We start from the raw sequence: 18738 nt of genomic DNA, 5'->3' as shown, positions 1-18738 counted from the left end.
AGGCGCAGGTATGTACAACCATAAACTATGAATAAGATGAATGCGACATTGAACAGAGTAAAAACCTCCTGGACTTTTGTGATGGCCTTCATGCTGATGGCCTTCATGGCTAGCTGCGGAGGCAATGGCGATGATGCGGGCAACGCCAACATGATCTCAGGTGGCAGCAGCAAGACCTGGAAAGCTGACAAGGAACTCACCGCCTCCGGCGACAAAGACAAGTTGACCCAGGAAGAAAAGCAGGAAACGATGCAGTTTTACTCGGATGGGCGCTTTGCCATGGGTGGCGGTGGCTCACTTGAAACCGGCACCTGGACCTACGACCAGGCAGGCAGACGATTGTCCCTAACTTTTGAAGGATCCGACGTGTCGCAGAACTTCACAGTAGAGAAACTGACAGACAAAGAAATGCACCTGGTAGGTGGCGATGGCTCTAAGATGGAGCTGAAAGCTGACTAAGAAATAAAAGTATTTTTTGAGCAGGAAAGCCGGTCCGATTGGGTCGGCTTTTTTGTTAGGCTGACTAAAGCTTAAGCCGCCAAACAAGGTACAGCCAGACAAGTTGCGTTGTGCGTTATACCAGGCGTCGCAGCGCCAGCAAGCCCAGTGCCGGTCCGACAGCCAGCAGTGCCAAGGTATGGTGCAACTGCAATTGCGTGAACAAAAAGCCCGTGAGTTGAATACTGATTACTGTTATGGCAAAACCAATGGCCACTACAATGGTAAGCGCTGTGCCAACCAGTTGCGCAGGGGCGGTTTGTGCAGTAAGAGCTGAGAACTGCGGCGAATCCCCCGCCACGACGATGCCCCAGAAGAGCAGGAATGGTATAAGCAGTTGTGGTGTATCCAGTTGCAGCATTACCAGCGAAAGTAGACAGCACAGGCCCGAGAGCAGCAGTTGCACAAAAGCCACCCGAGCACTCCCCCATACCTGTGAAAGGTAGCCACCCCCAATACAGCCTACTGCCCCGGCCGCAATCACGGCGAAGCTGTAAGCCGACACCTCACCGGGACTGAGTTGTGGAATTGCCAGCGCCAGGATCAGCGGCGTGAATGCCCACAAGGTATAGAGCTCCCACATGTGACCGAAGTAGCCAAAAGCCGCCGACAGGAAAGCCCGGTCACGGAAAGCTTGCAGCATGTTGCTGAGCTTGAAGGTCGCGCCTTTCTTCAGATACGGTCCGTCAGGCACAAACAGGTATAGGAGTAAACCACCTGTAGCAGCCATGGCGCTTATCGCTAACATGACCTGCTGCCAGGGCAGTTCAGCACCAAGTGCCCGGATCAGGTGGGGGAATGCAGTCCCAAGCACTAAAGCACCCACTAAGTAACCAATCGCCTTGCCCAGGCCCGTGCTATACCAGCTGGCTGCTATTTTCATTCCGACAGGGTAGATACCTGCCAATAAAAATCCAGTCAGCGCCCGAAGCAACAGCACGGCATAAAGGTCTTTCGCAGCAAATACCACCAAGGCATTGGCAACAGCTCCCAGCAAAGCACACAGCATAAAGAGCAGGCGCGGCGACACACGATCGGCCAGCGAAAGAAAAGCGAATACCAGCGTGCCCGCTATAAAACCCAGCTGCACCGCCGAGGTCAGCAGCGCCAAAGCACCGTCCTGCAACTGCAACGAAGCCTTAAGCTCCGGCAGAACCGCATTGCCGGCAAACCAAAGTGAAGTACCCGCAAACTGCGAAAGCACAATGGTAGGAAGGATGCGGGCTGGGGGCGCTTTTAAAACCTCACCCATAAATCGTTTCAGCGAATTTCTCGAGGGCTTTGCGGGTTTCGTAGGTGCGTTCGAACATGCCCATGTGGCCGGTTTTGCCGAGGAAGTAAACCATGCTGCTGTCAGGCAGGTGGCATTGCTCCAGGGCTTTGTCGAGTGGCACGGCACCGTCGTCTTTGCCAAAGATAAATAACACCGGGAATTTAGCCGTGGCCAGCACTTCAGTTCTATCTTTTCGGTCGCGCATGGCGGCAAGGCCTTCGGTCACGCTCTCCTTCGGTGTGTTGGTGCCGATCTCTTTCATCAGCGCAATCTCCTTTTGAAGTCGGCCACGGTTCTCGCTATAGAAAAGTGGCTCTATGAAAGACTGCATGAACTTTTCTACACCGTGCTTCTCTACAAATTCAATGGTCTTATCGCGGTTTTCCTTTTTCTCGTCGGTGTCGGGGAGGGCAGAGGAGTGGAAAAGGCAGAGGCCGCTGAGCATGTTGCTATACTTCTCCGCAAAGGCCATACTCACATAACCGCCCATAGAGTGACCCACCAGGATGCACTTTTTAACGCCTAGCTGCTCGAGCTGCTGCTTCACATAGTCAGCCATGCCTCCCATGCTATAGTCGGCTATACCTTGGGTATTGTTACCGAAGCCGGGCAGGTCCAGCGCCACAGTTCTGAACTTCTGTTGCAATGGCTTTGCAAAATCATCCCAAACAGCCGTGCTCTCGCAGAAGCCATGCAGGAAAACAATGGGATCGCCGGAGCCGTGGTCGGTATAGGTAGCGTGTTTTGTCATAGTTTGCGGGGTTTATCTGCAGGAACAGGCCGAGACCTGTCCGAATCATGCACGAGTAGTTTTCAGGTGGTATAAAAGTATAGATTGGCAGGTATATCGCAAAGGATAATTTCTTGTTTCATCAGCTAGGCTATGCTGCGGACAAGTCGCGGCCTGTCCCTACAGCAGGGTCGGTTCATTCTACTTTTTTTGTCATCCCGTAGGGATCTTGGTAAAGAGGCCCCCTACCCTCGCACGTAGTAATGGCTTAAACTCTTGGTAGTAGGGGCCATCCCTTTAACCAAGATTCTTTTCAGAATGACATTTTATTTTGAGCCTATTTCCCTAGAATGAACCGGACCTGATCCATACAGGGGAATTAAAACAAAAACCCCGCAGCACCTGAAGAACTGCGGGGTTTGTCTTATCGTCAAAAACTTTTTTGTCTAGTCTTATACCTTCACTGCAACACCGATCATCTCTCTAACAGTGTTCTCAATCGCAGTCGGGTCGAAACCAGCGTCGCGGTGCAGCTCCAGCTGTGAGCCGTGCTCGAAGATTTGGTCAGGTATACCGAGGCGCTTCACCTGTACCGTATAGCCGTTGTCGACCATAAACTCCAGCACCGCGCTTCCGAATCCACCCTGCAGACAGCCGTCTTCCACAGTGATCACTTTGCTGTACTTGCTGAAGATGTGGTGCAGCAACTCCTCGTCGAGTGGCTTGCAGTAGCGCATATCGTAATGGCCCGGGTTTATGCCTTCGTAACTCAGTTTCTGGCAAACGTCCACGGCATAGTTACCAATGTGGCCGAATGTCAGGATCGCTACTTCGTCGCCTTCCTGCACCGTGCGGCCTTTGCCGATCTGCTGCAGTTCCAGCGGAGTGCGCCACTCTGGCATCACGCCTTCGCCACGCGGGTAGCGGATCGTGAACGGACCAGCCCCCTCCTGAGATGCCGTGTACATCATGTTGCGCAGCTCCTGCTCATTCATAGGGGCAGCTACCACCATATTCGGGATACAGCGCATGTAGGCAATGTCGTAAGCGCCGTGGTGCGTCGGACCATCAGCACCGGCGAAGCCAGCACGGTCGAGGCAGAACACCACATGCAGGTTCTGGAGGCACACATCGTGCACCACCTGGTCGTAACCGCGCTGCATAAACGTGCTGTAGATGTTGCAGAACGGCACCAGGCCCTGCGTGGCCAGGCCAGCGGAGAATGTTACTGCATGCTGCTCGGCTATACCTACGTCAAAGGCACGATCCGGCATTGCCTTCATCATGATGTTGAGTGAGCAGCCAGATGGCATCGCAGGCGTTACACCCATGATTTTGTCATTCTGCTCGGCCAGTTCTACCATCGTATGACCAAAAACGTCCTGGTACTTAGGAGGCTGCGGCGTATCGTGGTGTTTCTTGTAAATCTCACCCGTTATCTTGTCGAACAGACCCGGCGCATGCCATTTGGTCTGGTCTTTTTCGGCGAGGGCAAAGCCTTTGCCTTTTGTGGTAAGCACATGCAGGATCTTCGGACCAGGTATACGCTTGAGGTCTTCCATCACCGACACGAGGTGGTTGATGTCGTGCCCATCGATCGGACCGAAGTAGCGGAAGTTCAGACCTTCGAACAGGTTACTCTGCTTGGAAAGTGTAGCCTTAATGCCGCTCTCTACCTTAGAGGCAATGTGCTGTGCATTTGGACCGAACTTACTGATCTTGCCTAGTACATTCCAGAGCTCATCGCGCAGCTTATTGTAAGTGCGGGAGGTGGTAATGTCGGTTAAGTATTCTTTGAGAGCGCCCACATTCGGGTCAATGCTCATGCAGTTGTCGTTGAGGACTACCAGCAGGTTGGCATTGGTCGCGCCTCCGTGATTGAGGGCTTCAAAAGCCATACCGCCGGTCAGGGCGCCATCACCGATCACAGCAATGTGCTGGCGATCTTCTTCGTTTTTGTATTGTGAGGCGACAGCCATACCCAGCGCCGCCGAAATGGAGGTGCTCGAGTGGCCTACGCCAAAGGTGTCGTATTCACTTTCTTTACGCTTAGGGAAACCAGAGAGTCCGCCATACTTGCGGTTGGTGTGGAAGTTGTCGCGACGGCCGGTCAGGATCTTGTGCCCGTATGCCTGATGCCCCACATCCCATACCAGTTGATCGTAAGGGGTCTGGAACACGTAATGCAGTGCTGTGGTCAGTTCCACCACCCCAAGGCTGGCCCCAAAATGACCGCCGTGGATCGATACCACATCGATGATATATTGCCTTAGCTCCTGGCATACCTGCAGCAGTTGCTCTGGCTTCATTTTGCGCAGGTCAGCAGGTGTGTCAATGGAGGCAAGAAGCTCTCCTGGTTTGATGATCATAGAAATGTCTTTATTATAGACTTCCAACAAATTTTTCCGGCAAAAGTTTGCAAAGCGAAAAATACAATTAGCCAGACAAAACGTAAAGTTAGCAAAATTCAGAATACAAGCTGCTATTTCTCCTCCCTATCCTGTCAGGGCAGCCAACAGTGGTATATGCGATAAGAGTGGTAAGTGATTGATAGCCAATAAGGATTTCGTGTGATGGAACTTAACAGCAATCGCGCCACTTGATAACGTTACACTTATACAGGTGTAAGCTTATTTTGTTTGGAAATCATGCAGGTACGGCTTCTATAACGTAGTCCTCGCGCTGCTATTTCATCCGAATAAATTAGTATTTTTGTCCATCTGCAGCGATCAGCGCATTAACCAAAGGCCAGAGAAGTGAGTTTCGAAATTAAATTACCGTTGTTTGAGGGGCCGTTTGACTTGTTGCTCTTCTTCATTGAGCGTGACGAGTTGGATATACACGATATTCCCATCTTTCAGATTACCAATGAGTTCATGGGCTACCTGCGGCAGCTCGAACAGCTCAACATTGAGGTGGCCAGCGACTTTATATTGACGGCTGCCACACTCATGCGCATCAAGGCTAAAATGCTGCTGCCACGCACTGAGAAGGATGAAGAAGGCAACGAGATTGACCCGCGCCAGGAACTTGTGCAGCATCTGTTAGAGTACAAGAAGTACAAGGCGGTGCTTGGTGACCTTGGCCAGATGGAAGACTTCCGGCTGGCACAGGAAAACCGTGGCAATGTGCACGAAGAATTGCAGCAGATCGCCAATGCCAACCACTTTGAGTACGAACTGCAGGACCTGAGCCTTTACAAACTGATGCGGGTATTCGACAAAGTGATGCACCGATTCGAAGAGGAGCAGAACCGTCCGAAGCACACCGTGCTTACCTATCCTTATACCATAGAGGAGCAGCGGGACTATATCACCCGTATCATCGAAGAGAAGAACCAGATAGCATTTTCAGAGATCATTTCGGCCTTCCCGGACAAGATCGGCATGATCTTCAACTTCCTAGCGATCCTGGACATGCTGCAGCTTAACCTGATCGGTATAGAGGTTGGGGATGGCTTCAATGACTTCATCATTACCAAAGCCGAGGGACAGGCAGCTCAGGTGACACAGCTTATCCTCGAATAGCAAATCCCGAAAATCCCGAAAAAGCCGAACTGTTTCCCCCGAGTTGCCGAATAGTTAAGTAGTTTTGCACGTCAGCCGCTAAGAGCAAGCGCCAAAGAGCTGGGTTACGATAGCCTGCATGGACCAGAATAAAAAGACCATACTGAAGAACTTTAGTCCGATCAAGATCCTGATCCCGGTACTGCTGGGTTTGGGCGCTACGGCCTGGTTGTTCATCAAAGACGATAAGCTCAGTGATTTGAAAGGTATAGCCGAAGCCAATTGGTGGTGGCTGGCCGCAGCCCTGCTCGTGCTCGTGATCCGCGACCTGGGTTACATGTACCGCATCCGCAGCCTCACCGACAAATTCCTGACCTGGCGCAACAGTCTCGATGTGATCATGCTCTGGGAGTTTGCCTCGGCCATTACCCCCTCGGTGGTTGGCGGTACCACTATTGCCACCATCGTGCTCAACAAAGAAGGTATACCGCTGGGGAAGTCGCTGGCCTACGTGATGCTCACGGCCGTGCTTGACAACATGTTCTTCATCATCGCGGCTCCTATTGCGCTGCTGGCCACGCAGGGTGAAGTATTCCCTGACTTTGGCCTCTCGGCTACCGATGTCAACGCACTCAAAACCGCATTTTACATCAGCTATACCCTCATAGCTGTCTATACTTTCATTATGATCTATGCCTTGTTTGTGCGTCCGCGTGCTTTCAAGTGGATCCTGCTGAAGCTGACCGGCTGGAAGCTGCTACGCAAGTGGCGCATCAACGCCTTCCACCATGGCAACGAGATTGTGTGGGCTTCGCAACAGCTGCGCGGCAAAGATTTCAACTATTGGGCCCGGGCCATCATCTCGACCATCTTTGTGTGGAGTGCCCGCTACTTCCTGCTCAACTGCCTGATCGCGGCCTTTACCGATGTGACCTTTGCCGAGCACATGCTCATCATCTCCCGCAATCTGATCTTCTGGATCGTCATGCTGGTAGCCATTACGCCGGGTGGGGCAGGTATAGTGGAGATGGCTTTCCCGAGTTTCTTCGGCTTGTTCCTGGGCCGCTTCAGCAACATCGTGGTGGTGCTTTACCGCCTCATTACTTACTACCCATACCTGGTGCTGGGCTCTATCTTCCTGCCGAAGTGGGTGGCCAAGGTGTTTGGACGCGCTTCTGTGGAAGAGGAAGAGGTCAGCTACCACGACGCCTCTGCCAAGTAGGGCTTGCCGGATCAAACAAGCCACTTTTCTTGTTCTGTCAGTATAAGGTATAGAAAGAGATCTCATTTATGAAAGCCATAGTAATAGGAGGTGGAATCGGAGGACTGTGTGCGGCACTTGCGCTGCAGCAGGCAGGTATAGACACCACCGTGTACGAGGCAGCTCCCAAGTTCAGAGGACTGGGGGCTGGCGTAGGGCTTGCCGCCAATGCGATGCAGGGCCTGCAAAGGCTCGGTGTGGTGGACGATGTGGTCGCAAGAGGCAAGCAGCTCGATGCACTGGTGATCTTCGACGAGCACGGGCAGGAGATCAGTAATATGGACACCCGCCGCCTGAGCAACAAGTATGGTATCAACAACTTTGTGATACACCGCGCCGACCTGCATGAAGTGCTTCTCAGTCATCTTCATCCTGAATCCGTTGTGCTGGGCAAGCGTTGCGAAGAGGTGGAGCAGAAGGGCGATCAAGTGCAGGTCATGTTCGCCGATGGCACCCATGCCACGGCTGATCTGCTGATCGCTGCTGACGGTATCAGCTCGGTAGTCCGGCAGCAACTTGTACCTGACAGCATCCCGCGCTACGCCGGCTATACCTGCTGGCGCGCCGTGATCGACAATCCGGGGGTAGAGATCAACAAAATGATATCAGCAGAGACCTGGGCACCGGAAGGCAGAGTAGGTATAGCGCCGCTACAGGGCGATAATATCTACTGGTACGCCTGCATCAATGCTCCACAGCGTGATGAAAAGATGCGCCACATGACTCCTGAAAAACTGGCCCGTCACTTCGAGATGGTGCATTCGCCTGTAGAGGCTGTGCTGGCTTCCACTTCACAAGACCAGCTCATCTGGAACGACATCGCTGACCTGAAGCCTCTGAAGCATTTTGTATACGGCCGTATAGTCTTGCTCGGTGATGCGGCGCACGCCACTACGCCCAACATGGGGCAGGGCGCTTGTCAGGCTATAGAGGATGCTGTGGTACTGGCCCAATGTCTGAAGCAGGAACCTGTGCTGGCCAATGCCCTTAAGCGCTACGAGAAACGCCGCAAAGCCCGCACAGCTAAAGTGATCGGTCTTTCACGCACGCTGGGAGAAGTAGCGCACTGGAGAAACCCATTATTGGGGAAGCTCCGAAACACACTTTTCCGTGCCATGCCCCGGTTTATTACCCAGCGGCAAATGGAGGATTTGTATCGCGTGGATTTCTGATCAGGACCTAGGAGATCGTTTCCCTTGTGTTTTGAAAAGGATAAACTGCTACTGCAGCGTAGCAACAGGTATACCTGCCCTTTTATTCTCTAGCTTCCAGTAAATGACTTCATCATCTCTGACCAATTCCTGCATGCCCAGTTTTTCGAGTATTCGGATAGAGGCCGTGTTTTCTAAGAGGCAGCTGGCCGTCACCGCTTTCACTCCATTTTGCTGAAAAGCCCAGTCCACCAACCCTCTGGCCGTTTCCAGCCCATACCCTTTCTGCTGTTCCTGCGCTATGATAGAATAGCCGATGTCCACAGCCCCATCCTGATTCGGTCCTCCCTTAAAACCAGCATCACCGATTACAGTGGCATTGTGTTTCAGTACGATCATCCACGACTCAAAGCCAGTCGGTTCAGGTAATTGCTCGAGTCTTTTGATAATCTTGGGCAACGTATCCATGCTCTCCTGATCAGGCCAAAGAGGAGTTATCTGCAACCCAAGGTATGTAAGCACACCGTTGTCACCGCTATAAAGTGCACGGGCTGCCGCAAGCGTGAAAGGTATCAGCACGAGCCTTTCGGTATGGATAGGTTGGAGTTTCATGATCTTTGGTGCAGTGAGCTTAAATATGCAAGCATAAGTTACGTGTTCTAGCAAGAGATTTGAGTATTAGAAGCACATAAATGCAGGATAATAGAAAAGTCAGCAAGTTCTTCTTGGGTTACACTTTTTACCGGTTCGCTAGAATAAAAAAGGAAGCCCCGTCAAGAGCTTCCTTTTTTATAGTTTTCTGTTAACTGACCTTACACCAACTCGTGCTTCACCAGATACTCTGCAATCTGCACCGCATTGGTCGCAGCACCTTTGCGCAGGTTGTCCGCTACGATCCACATGTTTAGCGTTCTCGGCTGGGTTTCGTCCAGGCGAACACGGCCTACGAGTACTTCATCTTTGCCGTGTGCGTCTTTTGGCATTGGGTATTGCAGGTTCTTTACATCGTCTACCACCTTCACGCCTTCGGTTTCGTTCAGGATGCGGTATACCTCGTCCAGTGAGAAATCCTTCTCAAACTCCACGTTCACCGACTCTGAGTGACCGCCCATTACAGGTATACGTACTGCCGTAGCCGTTACGCGGATAGAGTCGTCGCTCATGATCTTCTTTGTTTCGAGGATCATTTTCATCTCCTCTTTGGTATAGCCGTTGTCCTGGAATACGTCGATGTGCGGTAACACGTTCAGGTCGATGGTATAGGGGTATGCTTTCTCGCCTTCTTTGCCTGCACGCTCGTTCATGAGCTGCTCCACCGCCTTCACGCCTGTGCCTGTCACCGACTGGTAGGTGCTTACCACAATACGCTTTGCCTTCAGCTCTTCGTGCAGTTTGTTCAGGGCCACCACCATCTGAATGGTAGAGCAGTTAGGGTTAGCAATGATCTTATCTTCTTTTGTCAGTTCTTTTGCATTGATCTCCGGTACTACCAGCTTCTTGGAAGGGTCCATGCGCCAGGCAGAGGAGTTGTCGACTACCACGATGCCGGCCTCTGCAAACTTAGGAGCCCACTCGGTAGAGGTGCTGCCGCCGGCTGAGAAAATGGCAATTTGCGGAGCAGCCGCGATCGCGTCCTGCATCCCGATCACCTTTATCTGTTTACCCTTAAACTCCATCTGTTTACCAACAGATCTTTCAGAAGCAACCAACAATAATTCCGTTACCGGGAAGTCGCGCTCCGCTAGCACTTTCAAAATCTCGCCGCCCACTAATCCGGTGGCGCCTACTACTGCTACTTTCATTGTTTAGGGTATATGGTTAATGTGTTAAGTTCCTCTAACTAACTCCTCAAGGTCGCGTAAAAGTTCTACATCTTACAAAAGCGGCCGTTTTCCCGACCTCACAGCGTCTCCAAAGACCTGTGAGTGTCTTTATGTTTGCCCGTGCTGTTCCTTTTGCGGCTGCGAAGTTCGTAAGTTTTCACCACAATATCTGCGCATGAAACAAACTTTACGCCAAGCATTTGTAAATACTGAATCCGGATTTTTTCTCTTGAATGAAGAGTTGGCGGTGGACCAGATAACCGAAAGTTGTATAGCCTGCCAGGCTATTAACCAAAATTCTTTCAGCATGGCAAAATGGGTGCTAATGCTGGTTGCAGGTTTAAGCTACTTCATTTCTCGTGCCACCAGGTCCGTAATTGCTCAAAAGGCACTGATTGCAGGCCTGTTGCTTCTGTTCCCATACCTTAGCTCTGCCCAACTTCTGGATGACTTCTCTGATGGCAACTTCACCCAAAACCCCACCTGGACTGGCAATGTGAATGACTTCATTGTGAATCCCCAAAATCAATTGCAAAGCAGTGGGCCGGCGGTGACGGGCACTGTGCTATACCTGGCCACGCCCTCTCAGGCGGCGGTGGGTACTGTTTGGGAGTTTTGGGCCAACCTGCGCCTGGCAACTTCTGCCAGCAACTATGCCGACATCTTCCTGCTATCTGACAAGGAGGATCTCAAAGCTACTGATGCGAACGGCTATTTTGTGCGCATTGGAGGTACGCCCGACGAAGTGAGCCTCTTCCGGAAAGACGCTGGTAAACCGGCTGTTATCATCATCAACGGCGAGGATAAAACTGTGGCGACCTCTAATAATATCGTGCGGGTGCGGGTAACGCGAAGCCTCGACTATACCTGGCAGTTGGAAATAGACGTGACCGGAACAGGCCAAAGCTACAGAAGCCAAGGCTCCGTAACAGATGCTACACACAGACGATCCGCTTACTTCGGGGTGCTGGTCAGGTATAGCTCAGCCAACAGTCAGCGCTTTTATTTTGATGATTTTCGGATCACCGATACCATCCCACCCGTATTGGAGAGCGCTCAGCCACTGAGCACACAGTCGCTGGAGTTACGCTTTAACGAGCCGCTTGATCCTGCCGCTGCCCAAAACACAGCAAACTATACCTTGAACGGTAGCGCCAAACCAACATCGGCTGAACTTACAGAAAGCGGGACCGTGCTGCTCACATTTGCGCAGTCACTTCGGAACGGGGCCAACACGATTGCGGTGGCAGGTGTAGCTGACCTGTATGGCAACACTTTGCCGGGTCCGGTGGAGCTAACTTTCCAGTATGCGCTGCCGCCTGTGCTGCCCGGGTATAACGAACTGCTGATCACCGAGATCATGGCCCGGGAAACGCCTGCCACCGGGCTGCCTGCCGTGGAGTATATCGAGCTGCATAACCCGACCGAGAAGGTGCTCAACCTACAAGGTATACGCTACTCCGATGCCACTTCTACCACCACACTACCTAACACGCTACTGCAGCCTGGCGAGTATGCGGTAGTCGTACCCAACACACAGGTAGCCAACTTTACGCAATACGGCCGCACAATTGGCATCAGCAATTTCCCGAGCCTTAACAATACTGGTGAGCTGCTTCAGCTACGCCAGTCAAATGGTCGCCTGATTTACGCTGTAAACTACAGCGATGCCTGGTACCGCGACAATGCCAAGCGCAACGGCGGCTGGAGTCTGGAGATGATTGACGTCACCAATCCCTGCGCTGGAGCAGATAACTGGATCGCCTCCACCGACGCTCGCGGCGGGACACCTGCCCAGCCGAACTCCGTAGCTGCCTCTATACCTGACAACACACCACCTGTCCTGCTTGGGGTGACAGCACTGGCACCCGACCGGCTCCTGCTGCGTTTTAACGAGCGGCTGGATAGTGCGCAGGTGGCCGAGGTGAGCCGCTATACCTTGAGTCCGGCAGGTGTAGGTATAGCCGGGGTGCAGGTTGCTTCGCCATTGTTTGAAGAGGTGGTATTGCAACTGGCCAGCCCGCTGCAGGAGCGGCAGCGCTATACCTTAACGGCCACAGGTATACGCGATTGCGCCGGCAACCTCAGCTCACAACCGCTCACGGCTACCTTTGCCCTGCCCTCAGCTCCGGTGCCTGGCGATGTTGTGATTAATGAAGTACTGTTCAACCCAAGGCCGGGTGGTGTAGACTTTGTGGAGCTTGTCAATCGCAGCGATAAATTCATCAACCTGCAAAACTGGCACTTGGCTAACGTTAGCAACGACAGCATTACCAATCGGCGCGTGATCACAACGAGTAGCCATGTGCTGGAGCCGGGTGCTTACGTGGTGCTCACCATCAATCCGGAGAACATCAAAAATAACTATCCTGCTGCCCGTGAAGAAACTTTCCTTAGGATGGTGTCGCTGCCCACTTATCCCGACGCGGCCGGATCTGTGGTGCTTCTGCAGCCAGATAGCCGCATCGCAGACCGCTTCGACTACAGTGAGCGCATGCACTTTAGCCTGATCGACGACCGCAACGGCATTTCACTGGAGCGCATCCGGCTGGACAGTCCAACCTCAGCGGACAACTTTCATTCAGCTGCCACTTCACTGGGTGCTACGCCCGGCTACCTCAACTCGCAGTCACAGCCAGGTATAGCGGCACAGCGTATGTTCACCATTGAGCCCAGGGTTTTCTCACCGGATGACGATGGGTATGAAGATTTTACTACTGTCAACTATAGTACTGACCAAACAGGCTTTGTGGCCAATATCACCGTCTTTGACGCACAGGGGCGGGAAATACGCAAGCTGGTGCGCAACGAACTGCTAGCCTCCACAGGCTTCTTCCGCTGGGACGGCACCCGACAGGACGGCACTAAAGCCGCTATCGGCTATTACTTGTTCTACATCGAGCTCTTCGGGCTGGATGGGCAGAAGAGCGTGCACAAGGAGCGGGTGGTAATAGGAGGGAGGTTATGAAAGTTTAAGAGTCTGGGGTCTAGGAGAGAGAAAACCAAAAGTTAGTCATTTGTAAGGACAGGACGCGACATTATCCGAATCAGGCTATTCGAGTCGTTGCTAAGTATAACCTCAGCTAGTAACAAGGAAATACTCCCATTCAAACTTCTTAAACTAACTTTTTTAGAAGGTGGCTAAGTATGTTAGCAACTCTGTTGATAACTCACACTTATCCACAGATGTTTGCTATGTTTTTTAGAATTGTGGTTTATTCCTGCTGCATGTTACCGGCTGACCAGTAGAGTTGGGCTTTGATTTTAGCGTATTTGCTGCGCATATCATAGAGCTTGATCTGTGATTCCAGTAGCTTCTGCTCACGGGCGTTGATCAGGAATATGGAGCTTTCGCCAGCCCTGAATTTAATGATCTCGCCTTCCTGTAAGATGCGGGCATTGACTACCATTTGCTCCTGCAGCGCAATCTGCTCTTCCAATGCCAGCCATTCATTGTACACCATCTGCACCGCATTTTCGATTGCCCTTAAAGTAAAGGACTGCTGAAAGCCTACTTCCTGCTGCTTTATTTTAGTGAGTTGCAGTTTGCCACGTTCCTGTCGCAAGAACAGTGGTTGGCTGAAGCTGATACCCACCTTGTAGTTGTTGCGCATGTAAGGCGCCTGAAAAGCTTCTCCGTTCATGAAAAAGTCACTCTGCAGCAGGTTGTACTCTACATCCAATTTCGGCTTGAGCTTATCAGCGGCGAAGCGGCGCTCCACTTCCAGCTGCTGTCCCTTCAAGTCGAGTTTAACGATATCAGGGTGGTTGACCTTGGCCAGCGCTACCAACTCCTGCAGGTCTTCGGGACTAAGTGGATCCAGTTCGGTGCCTTCCGCCGAAGGAACGGCATTGGCGGCAAGCTCCAGCGGCTGATTGCCTTCGTCCCACAGGTGCATCTCCACCCGCAGCTTGCTGTTGTTGTACTGCTGCAGGGCGGCGCTCAATAACACCCGGCGGTTAAGGGCCTCGGTGCGTGCCTCTACCGTGTCGATAGCGGCCAGGTCACCCTGTCGGGCACGCTCGTTCACAGCCCGGGTGCGGACTTCGGCTAGCTCCAGGGCCTCCCGGTATACCTGCACCTCATTATAATAATAGAGCCAGTCCCAGTAATCCTTCGCCACGTCGAGCAGCAGTTTGTTCACCAGCTTGAGGCGGTCGGCTTCGGCCATCTGGGGCAGCAGCTGCGCCTGTCGCACAATGGCGCGACGCTCGTCCATAAACAGGCCCTGCCCCAGCGGTATGGCTATACCTGCGTAGCTCAGGCCGTTCGAGGGCGTGTACTTCTCGGGGTTCAGGTAGGGGCCACTGTTGCGCTCATAGCCTGCCAGCAATTGCGGACCAAACCACAGCGGCACACGCAGGCTGTTGTTCCAGTAGGTATAGTACTCCTTGTCCGAAAACTGCTTCTCGCCATACTTACTACTGATGACAGGATCGAAGCCGCCACGGGCCATGCGTATTTCTTGGTCAGCCTGGCGGGCAAGCAGCGCTGCCTGGGCCGCCAGCGGGTGATGCGCCAACACCTGCTCGTAGAGCGCATGCATGGTGAGTACCCGCACCGAGTCAGCCGACTGGGCTATACCCGGCCGGGCTATACCTGTCAGGCACAGCAGCAACAGCGAAAAGACTAAAAAGGGATATCTTCTCATGTACTTATTTCTCTTCTTTGGTCTGGGAGTTGGCGCCATCCACAGGCAGCGTACCCGTGTAGTCTGGCGGGAAGCCGTTGAGCTGGCGCCATAGTTCGTACCAGATCGGCACAGTGTTCAGCATAGCCCAGCCCTGCACGCCTGAGCCGATGCGAATTGCCTCAGGCCATTCTTCCTGCTCCGGGTCCTGCACCACCAGCATGCGGTACAGGCCGTTGGTTGCGGTATTGTCGATCACAGCCACTTTGCCGCCAAACGTACCGAAGCCCAAGTTTGGCCAACCCGAGAAGACGAGTGCCGGCCAGCCATCGAATTGCAGGCGTACCGGAGCACCGCGATAGAGCAGGGGAAGGTCCATGGGTTGTACGTAAAGCTCCACAGCCAGGCGTGGGTCCTCGGGCATGATGGTGGCAATGGCTTCTCCTTCTTTGATGGTTTCACCTATACCTGCACGAAGTGTCCGCACCAGGTAACCCGTTTGCGGCGCCACCACCTGATAAAAGGTGCTTCGTACCAGCGTACTGCTATACTCGCTCCGCAACTTCGACACATCTCCAATCGTGCTGTACAGGTAGGCCTGGTTTGAATTAAGCTCCGATTCAGCTTTGGCAAGTTTATCGGCATACTCTGCCTGTAACGAGCTAAGCTCAGTATAGGCGTTCTGCAGTTCGGCACGGGTGCTGCCCAGTTTGTTTTCGTTGGCAATGAGTTTGGCTTCCGCTTCCTGTAGTTTCAGACGTCGTGCCTCCAGTTCAGTCAGCGACTTCAAACCTTGCCTGTACAGTTCTTCCTGTCGCACATACTGGTTGCGGGCTATTTCCACTTCTACACGCTGCGCTACCAGATCCGCACTGTCACTCTGCACCTTCAGCTGTATTTGGGCTATCTTATTGCGAGCCTTGTCCAGACTGAACTGCAAACCTTCCCGCAGCGCCTGTATCTGGTCCTGCAGCGCCTCAGACTTGGCTCTTGTAGCTGTAGCGGCTCCTTCCTTAGCCTGCACCTGTTCATCCAGACGGTCGAGCAGCTGCGGGTCAAAGAACTTTTCCTTCACCTCCGACAAACTAACGATCGTGTCGCCTTTCTGCACCAGCTGGCCCTCCTGCACATGCCAGCGTTCGATGCGACCTGCTATGGTGCTTTGCACAGTCTGTGGCCGGTCTTCCGGATTCAGGGCGGTGAGTGCGCCGCGCGACGAAATATTCTGCGTCCACGGCAAAAACAGGATCAGGATCAGGAAGAGCACGATGCCGATGATCCAGTAGGCTAATGTACGCCCAAGCCCTGGTGTGCGCACCATTTCCATCGCCTCCATGGAGTTATGCTCCCGCGAAGGGGTATAGGGATCTTTCTCTTTCATGGTTATACAGTCAGGTTGGCCAGTTGCTGATAGGGTGTGCTGTGGCGGATCTCTTCGTAATTGCCGTTTGCCACGAGTTTTCCACCTTTCAAGAGCAGCGTGCGGTCGCAGATGGCCATCACTTCCGGATCATTGGAGATGATAAGAAGCGTCCAGCTGAACTCCTGCGACGAGAGCATCTGGATCAGGCGTAGCTTCTCGTGCTTTTCCATACCTCCCCAGAAATCATCCAGGAGCAGCATTTTAGGGCGCAGCACCAGGCAGCGGGCCATAATGATCTTGCGCGACACACTGGCCGGCAGGCGAATGCTGCCACCGGTCAGCTCCGTTTGCAGGCCGTCTGGCAGTTCATGTACAAATTCGGTGAGGCCTACGTTGTCAGTCGCCCAGATCACATCCTCGATCGGCACATTCGGTATACCAAGCGTGATGTTCTCCAGGATGGTGCCGTCAAACACCTGCTCCTTGGAGGTGTTGTCACCGATCAGGCGGCGCATGCTATTCTTGTCGAGGTCGCGCATCGAGAGATTGTTGTAGGCGATGCTGCCTTCATAGTTCTCGTACAGACCAAGCAGCAACTGGCTAAGCGTCGACTTGCCCGACCGGTTAAAGCCCGCGATGCATACCCGCTCTGAGGCCAGCACATCGAATGAAACGCCGTTGATAGCATATTCTTCCACGTTCGGGTACTGGTAGCGCAGGTTCTTTACCTGTATTGACAAGCCCTGTCCTCTGTCAGGCATGGCTACGCCACGCTCTTCCTCCAGGGGCATATCGGTCACCTGCCCCAGCTTGTCAAGGCTGGTAAGCATGTCATAGATCGTATCGAGTTTGATGATGATCTTCTCCACCGCCGTCATGATAAGGATGATGACGATCTCGGAAGCCACAAACTGCCCGATGTTGATTTCCCGCTGAATCACAAGTATGGCACCCAGCACCAACAGGCCTCCCGTAATCACGGTTTTGAAGCCTACAAAGCTGAAATACTGCGTCATCAGCACGCGGAAATGTTGTTTGCGTGCTTTTAGATAGCTGGTGACAAAACCATTGGTTTTCTCGGTGGGCAGATCAGACTGACCGGCTAGCTTAAAAGTATTCATCGAACGGGCCATTTCCTGTAGCCAGGCGACCAGCTTGTACTTGTACTTCGACTCTGTGATGCTGGTGTCGATGCCACGGGGACTCGTGAAATAAAGAATGCCGATCAGCACGATGACTAGAATCATGCCGAACACGATGAAGTAGGGGTGGTAGAACGATAGCAGGATAAGACCAAAGACGATCTGTATGGCAGACGTGGTAAAGTCAGTCAGCAGCTTGGCCATCGATTTCTGCAACGAAATGGTGTCGAAGAAGCGGTTCATCAGCTCTGGCGGATAGTAGCGGTGCAGCGCCTCCGACTGCAGCCGCGGTACCCTGAAAGCAAAGTCGAAAGCCGTGCGCGCAAAAATGCGCTGCTGTATGTACTCCACCAGCCACAGCTGCATGATTTGCATACCGCCTACAATAAGTAAGCCCAGTACGATCAGGGTGATCAGCACCACCACCGACACCGTGATCTGGCCGCTCGATATGAAAGCGATGATGCTCTGGATACCCAATGGCAGCGAAAGGCTGATAAGGCCCGCCACGATCGCATAAATGTACAGGTACACGATCTCACGCTTCTCAGCGGCAAGAAGCTGCCAGAAACGCTGCATCGGCGTGTAAAGAGGTTTATGTTTATATGCTTTACTCATGTGTCTGCTTTATCTTTTCTGGTCAACTGCCGCAAATACCAGATGTTTTAAAAAAGTAGCCGTTTCTTCGGGAGAGCGCTTTGTGCCCTTGATCTCGGTGAGCGAAGGCAGGTGCTCGGCAAAGAACACCTGCTGGTGGGCTGCCTCCATGATCGTGCTGATGAGGGCATGCGGGTAAGGGTAGTCGGGATTTATGGCGAGCACCATTTCGGCTATGTGATGGCATAGGCGCTTGTACTCCAGGAAATAACCGTCCTTGTTGTCATCGTCTACTTCCTTGGTCAGGTATACCTTGGAAGCCTCAACTATCACGATCCTGTGCAGGGCGCTTTCGTTGATGTGCAGCGTAGCAGGGTTGTCAATGCCAGAGGATGTGATCACGTCTATAGCCCGGCTCAGGCGCTCCCGCGGATCAGCTATGTTGTTGGTGTGAAACAGTACAAAGTGGTCAAGCCAGGCCCAGTGCCACGACACCAGGTACACCAGCAGCTTGTGCTTGTTCTCAAAATAGCGGTAAATGGAAGCTTCCGTAGACCCAATTACATTTGCCAGCTTCCGGAACGTGAACTGTTCAAAGCCCAGATCGTCGATCAGGCGAATGCTCTCGTTGATGATGCGGCGGCCCAGTTCGGTGTTCTCCGGGTCACGCATGTAAGCTTTGTGGTTCAGGTTTATTTTAATGCTGGTCGTGTTCATGTGCTGATGACTGTTTAAGACTACGCCTGTGTCAAGTGTCCGTTCC

Annotated in this window: 14 protein-coding genes; 5 read left to right on the top strand and 9 right to left on the bottom strand. The window is 52.8% G+C overall.

Features of this window, described 5'->3' with window-relative positions; all coding sequences use genetic code 11:
• Positions 1-27 precede the first annotated feature (27 nt).
• On the top strand, positions 28-459 hold the full coding sequence (locus I0P70_RS16575) for a lipocalin family protein (RefSeq protein WP_196120129.1): 432 nt from the start codon (positions 28-30) through the stop codon (positions 457-459).
• Positions 460-574: 115 nt separating this feature from the next.
• Here I0P70_RS16575 and I0P70_RS16570 read toward each other — a convergent pair whose 3' ends face one another.
• The 3 genes from I0P70_RS16570 to dxs form a co-directional block, all read right to left on the bottom strand.
• On the bottom strand, positions 575-1750 hold the full coding sequence (locus I0P70_RS16570; RefSeq protein WP_196120127.1) for a nitrate/nitrite transporter: 1176 nt from the start codon (positions 1748-1750) through the stop codon (positions 575-577).
• Positions 1743-2522: an alpha/beta fold hydrolase gene (locus tag I0P70_RS16565; protein ID WP_196120125.1), complete on the bottom strand. Its 780-nt coding sequence runs from the start codon at positions 2520-2522 to the stop codon at positions 1743-1745. Before I0P70_RS16565 ends, I0P70_RS16570 begins: the two co-directional genes overlap by 8 nt.
• A gap of 431 nt (positions 2523-2953) precedes the next feature.
• Positions 2954-4870, bottom strand: a complete 1917-nt coding sequence (dxs, locus tag I0P70_RS16560) for a 1-deoxy-D-xylulose-5-phosphate synthase (protein WP_196120123.1) — start codon at positions 4868-4870, stop codon at positions 2954-2956.
• A 387-nt stretch (positions 4871-5257) separates the two neighbouring features.
• On the opposite strand from dxs, the gene I0P70_RS16555 reads away from it, so the two are divergent.
• The 3 genes from I0P70_RS16555 (at position 5258) to I0P70_RS16545 (ending at position 8440) form a co-directional block, all read left to right on the top strand.
• A complete protein-coding gene (locus tag I0P70_RS16555; protein WP_370583241.1) occupies positions 5258-6028 on the top strand; it encodes a ScpA family protein in 771 nt (256 codons plus the stop codon).
• Positions 6029-6146: 118 nt separating this feature from the next.
• Complete coding sequence (locus tag I0P70_RS16550) at positions 6147-7229, top strand: lysylphosphatidylglycerol synthase transmembrane domain-containing protein (protein WP_007654689.1); 1083 nt, start codon at positions 6147-6149, stop codon at positions 7227-7229.
• A 68-nt stretch (positions 7230-7297) separates the two neighbouring features.
• The gene (locus I0P70_RS16545) at positions 7298-8440 is read left to right on the top strand and encodes an FAD-dependent monooxygenase (RefSeq protein WP_196120121.1); all 1143 of its coding nucleotides are present in this window, start codon (positions 7298-7300) and stop codon (positions 8438-8440) included.
• Between the two features lie 48 nt (positions 8441-8488).
• Here I0P70_RS16545 and I0P70_RS16540 read toward each other — a convergent pair whose 3' ends face one another.
• Complete coding sequence (locus I0P70_RS16540; RefSeq protein WP_196120119.1) at positions 8489-9031, bottom strand: GNAT family N-acetyltransferase; 543 nt, start codon at positions 9029-9031, stop codon at positions 8489-8491.
• Positions 9032-9231: 200 nt separating this feature from the next.
• A complete protein-coding gene (locus I0P70_RS16535) occupies positions 9232-10221 on the bottom strand; it encodes an aspartate-semialdehyde dehydrogenase (RefSeq protein WP_196120116.1) in 990 nt (329 codons plus the stop codon).
• Between the two features lie 328 nt (positions 10222-10549).
• On the opposite strand from I0P70_RS16535, the gene I0P70_RS16530 reads away from it, so the two are divergent.
• Positions 10550-13210 carry a lamin tail domain-containing protein gene (locus I0P70_RS16530; protein WP_230392252.1) on the top strand — a complete coding sequence of 887 codons (2661 nt, stop codon included), beginning with the start codon at positions 10550-10552 and terminating at the stop codon, positions 13208-13210.
• Positions 13211-13457: 247 nt separating this feature from the next.
• On the opposite strand, the gene I0P70_RS16525 is transcribed toward I0P70_RS16530, so the two are convergent.
• From I0P70_RS16525 to I0P70_RS16510, 4 genes are read right to left on the bottom strand one after another with little or no spacing between them, the layout of a single operon-like run.
• Positions 13458-14894, bottom strand: coding sequence for a TolC family protein (locus tag I0P70_RS16525; protein ID WP_196120105.1), 1437 nt, complete (start codon positions 14892-14894; stop codon positions 13458-13460).
• A 4-nt stretch (positions 14895-14898) separates the two neighbouring features.
• Positions 14899-16254, bottom strand: coding sequence for an HlyD family secretion protein (locus tag I0P70_RS16520; protein WP_196120103.1), 1356 nt, complete (start codon positions 16252-16254; stop codon positions 14899-14901).
• A gap of 2 nt (positions 16255-16256) precedes the next feature.
• Positions 16257-17996 carry a peptidase domain-containing ABC transporter gene (locus I0P70_RS16515; protein WP_230392251.1) on the bottom strand — a complete coding sequence of 580 codons (1740 nt, stop codon included), beginning with the start codon at positions 17994-17996 and terminating at the stop codon, positions 16257-16259.
• A gap of 9 nt (positions 17997-18005) precedes the next feature.
• Entirely contained in the window at positions 18006-18692 is a 687-nt protein-coding gene (locus I0P70_RS16510) for a TetR/AcrR family transcriptional regulator (RefSeq protein WP_196120101.1), read from the bottom strand.
• Between the last annotated feature and the right edge of the window lie 46 nt (positions 18693-18738).

It is taken from the genome of Pontibacter sp. FD36, from assembly GCF_015686655.1.
Lineage (GTDB): Bacteria > Bacteroidota > Bacteroidia > Cytophagales > Hymenobacteraceae > Pontibacter.
This window is presented reverse-complemented; position numbering and strand designations above follow the sequence as displayed.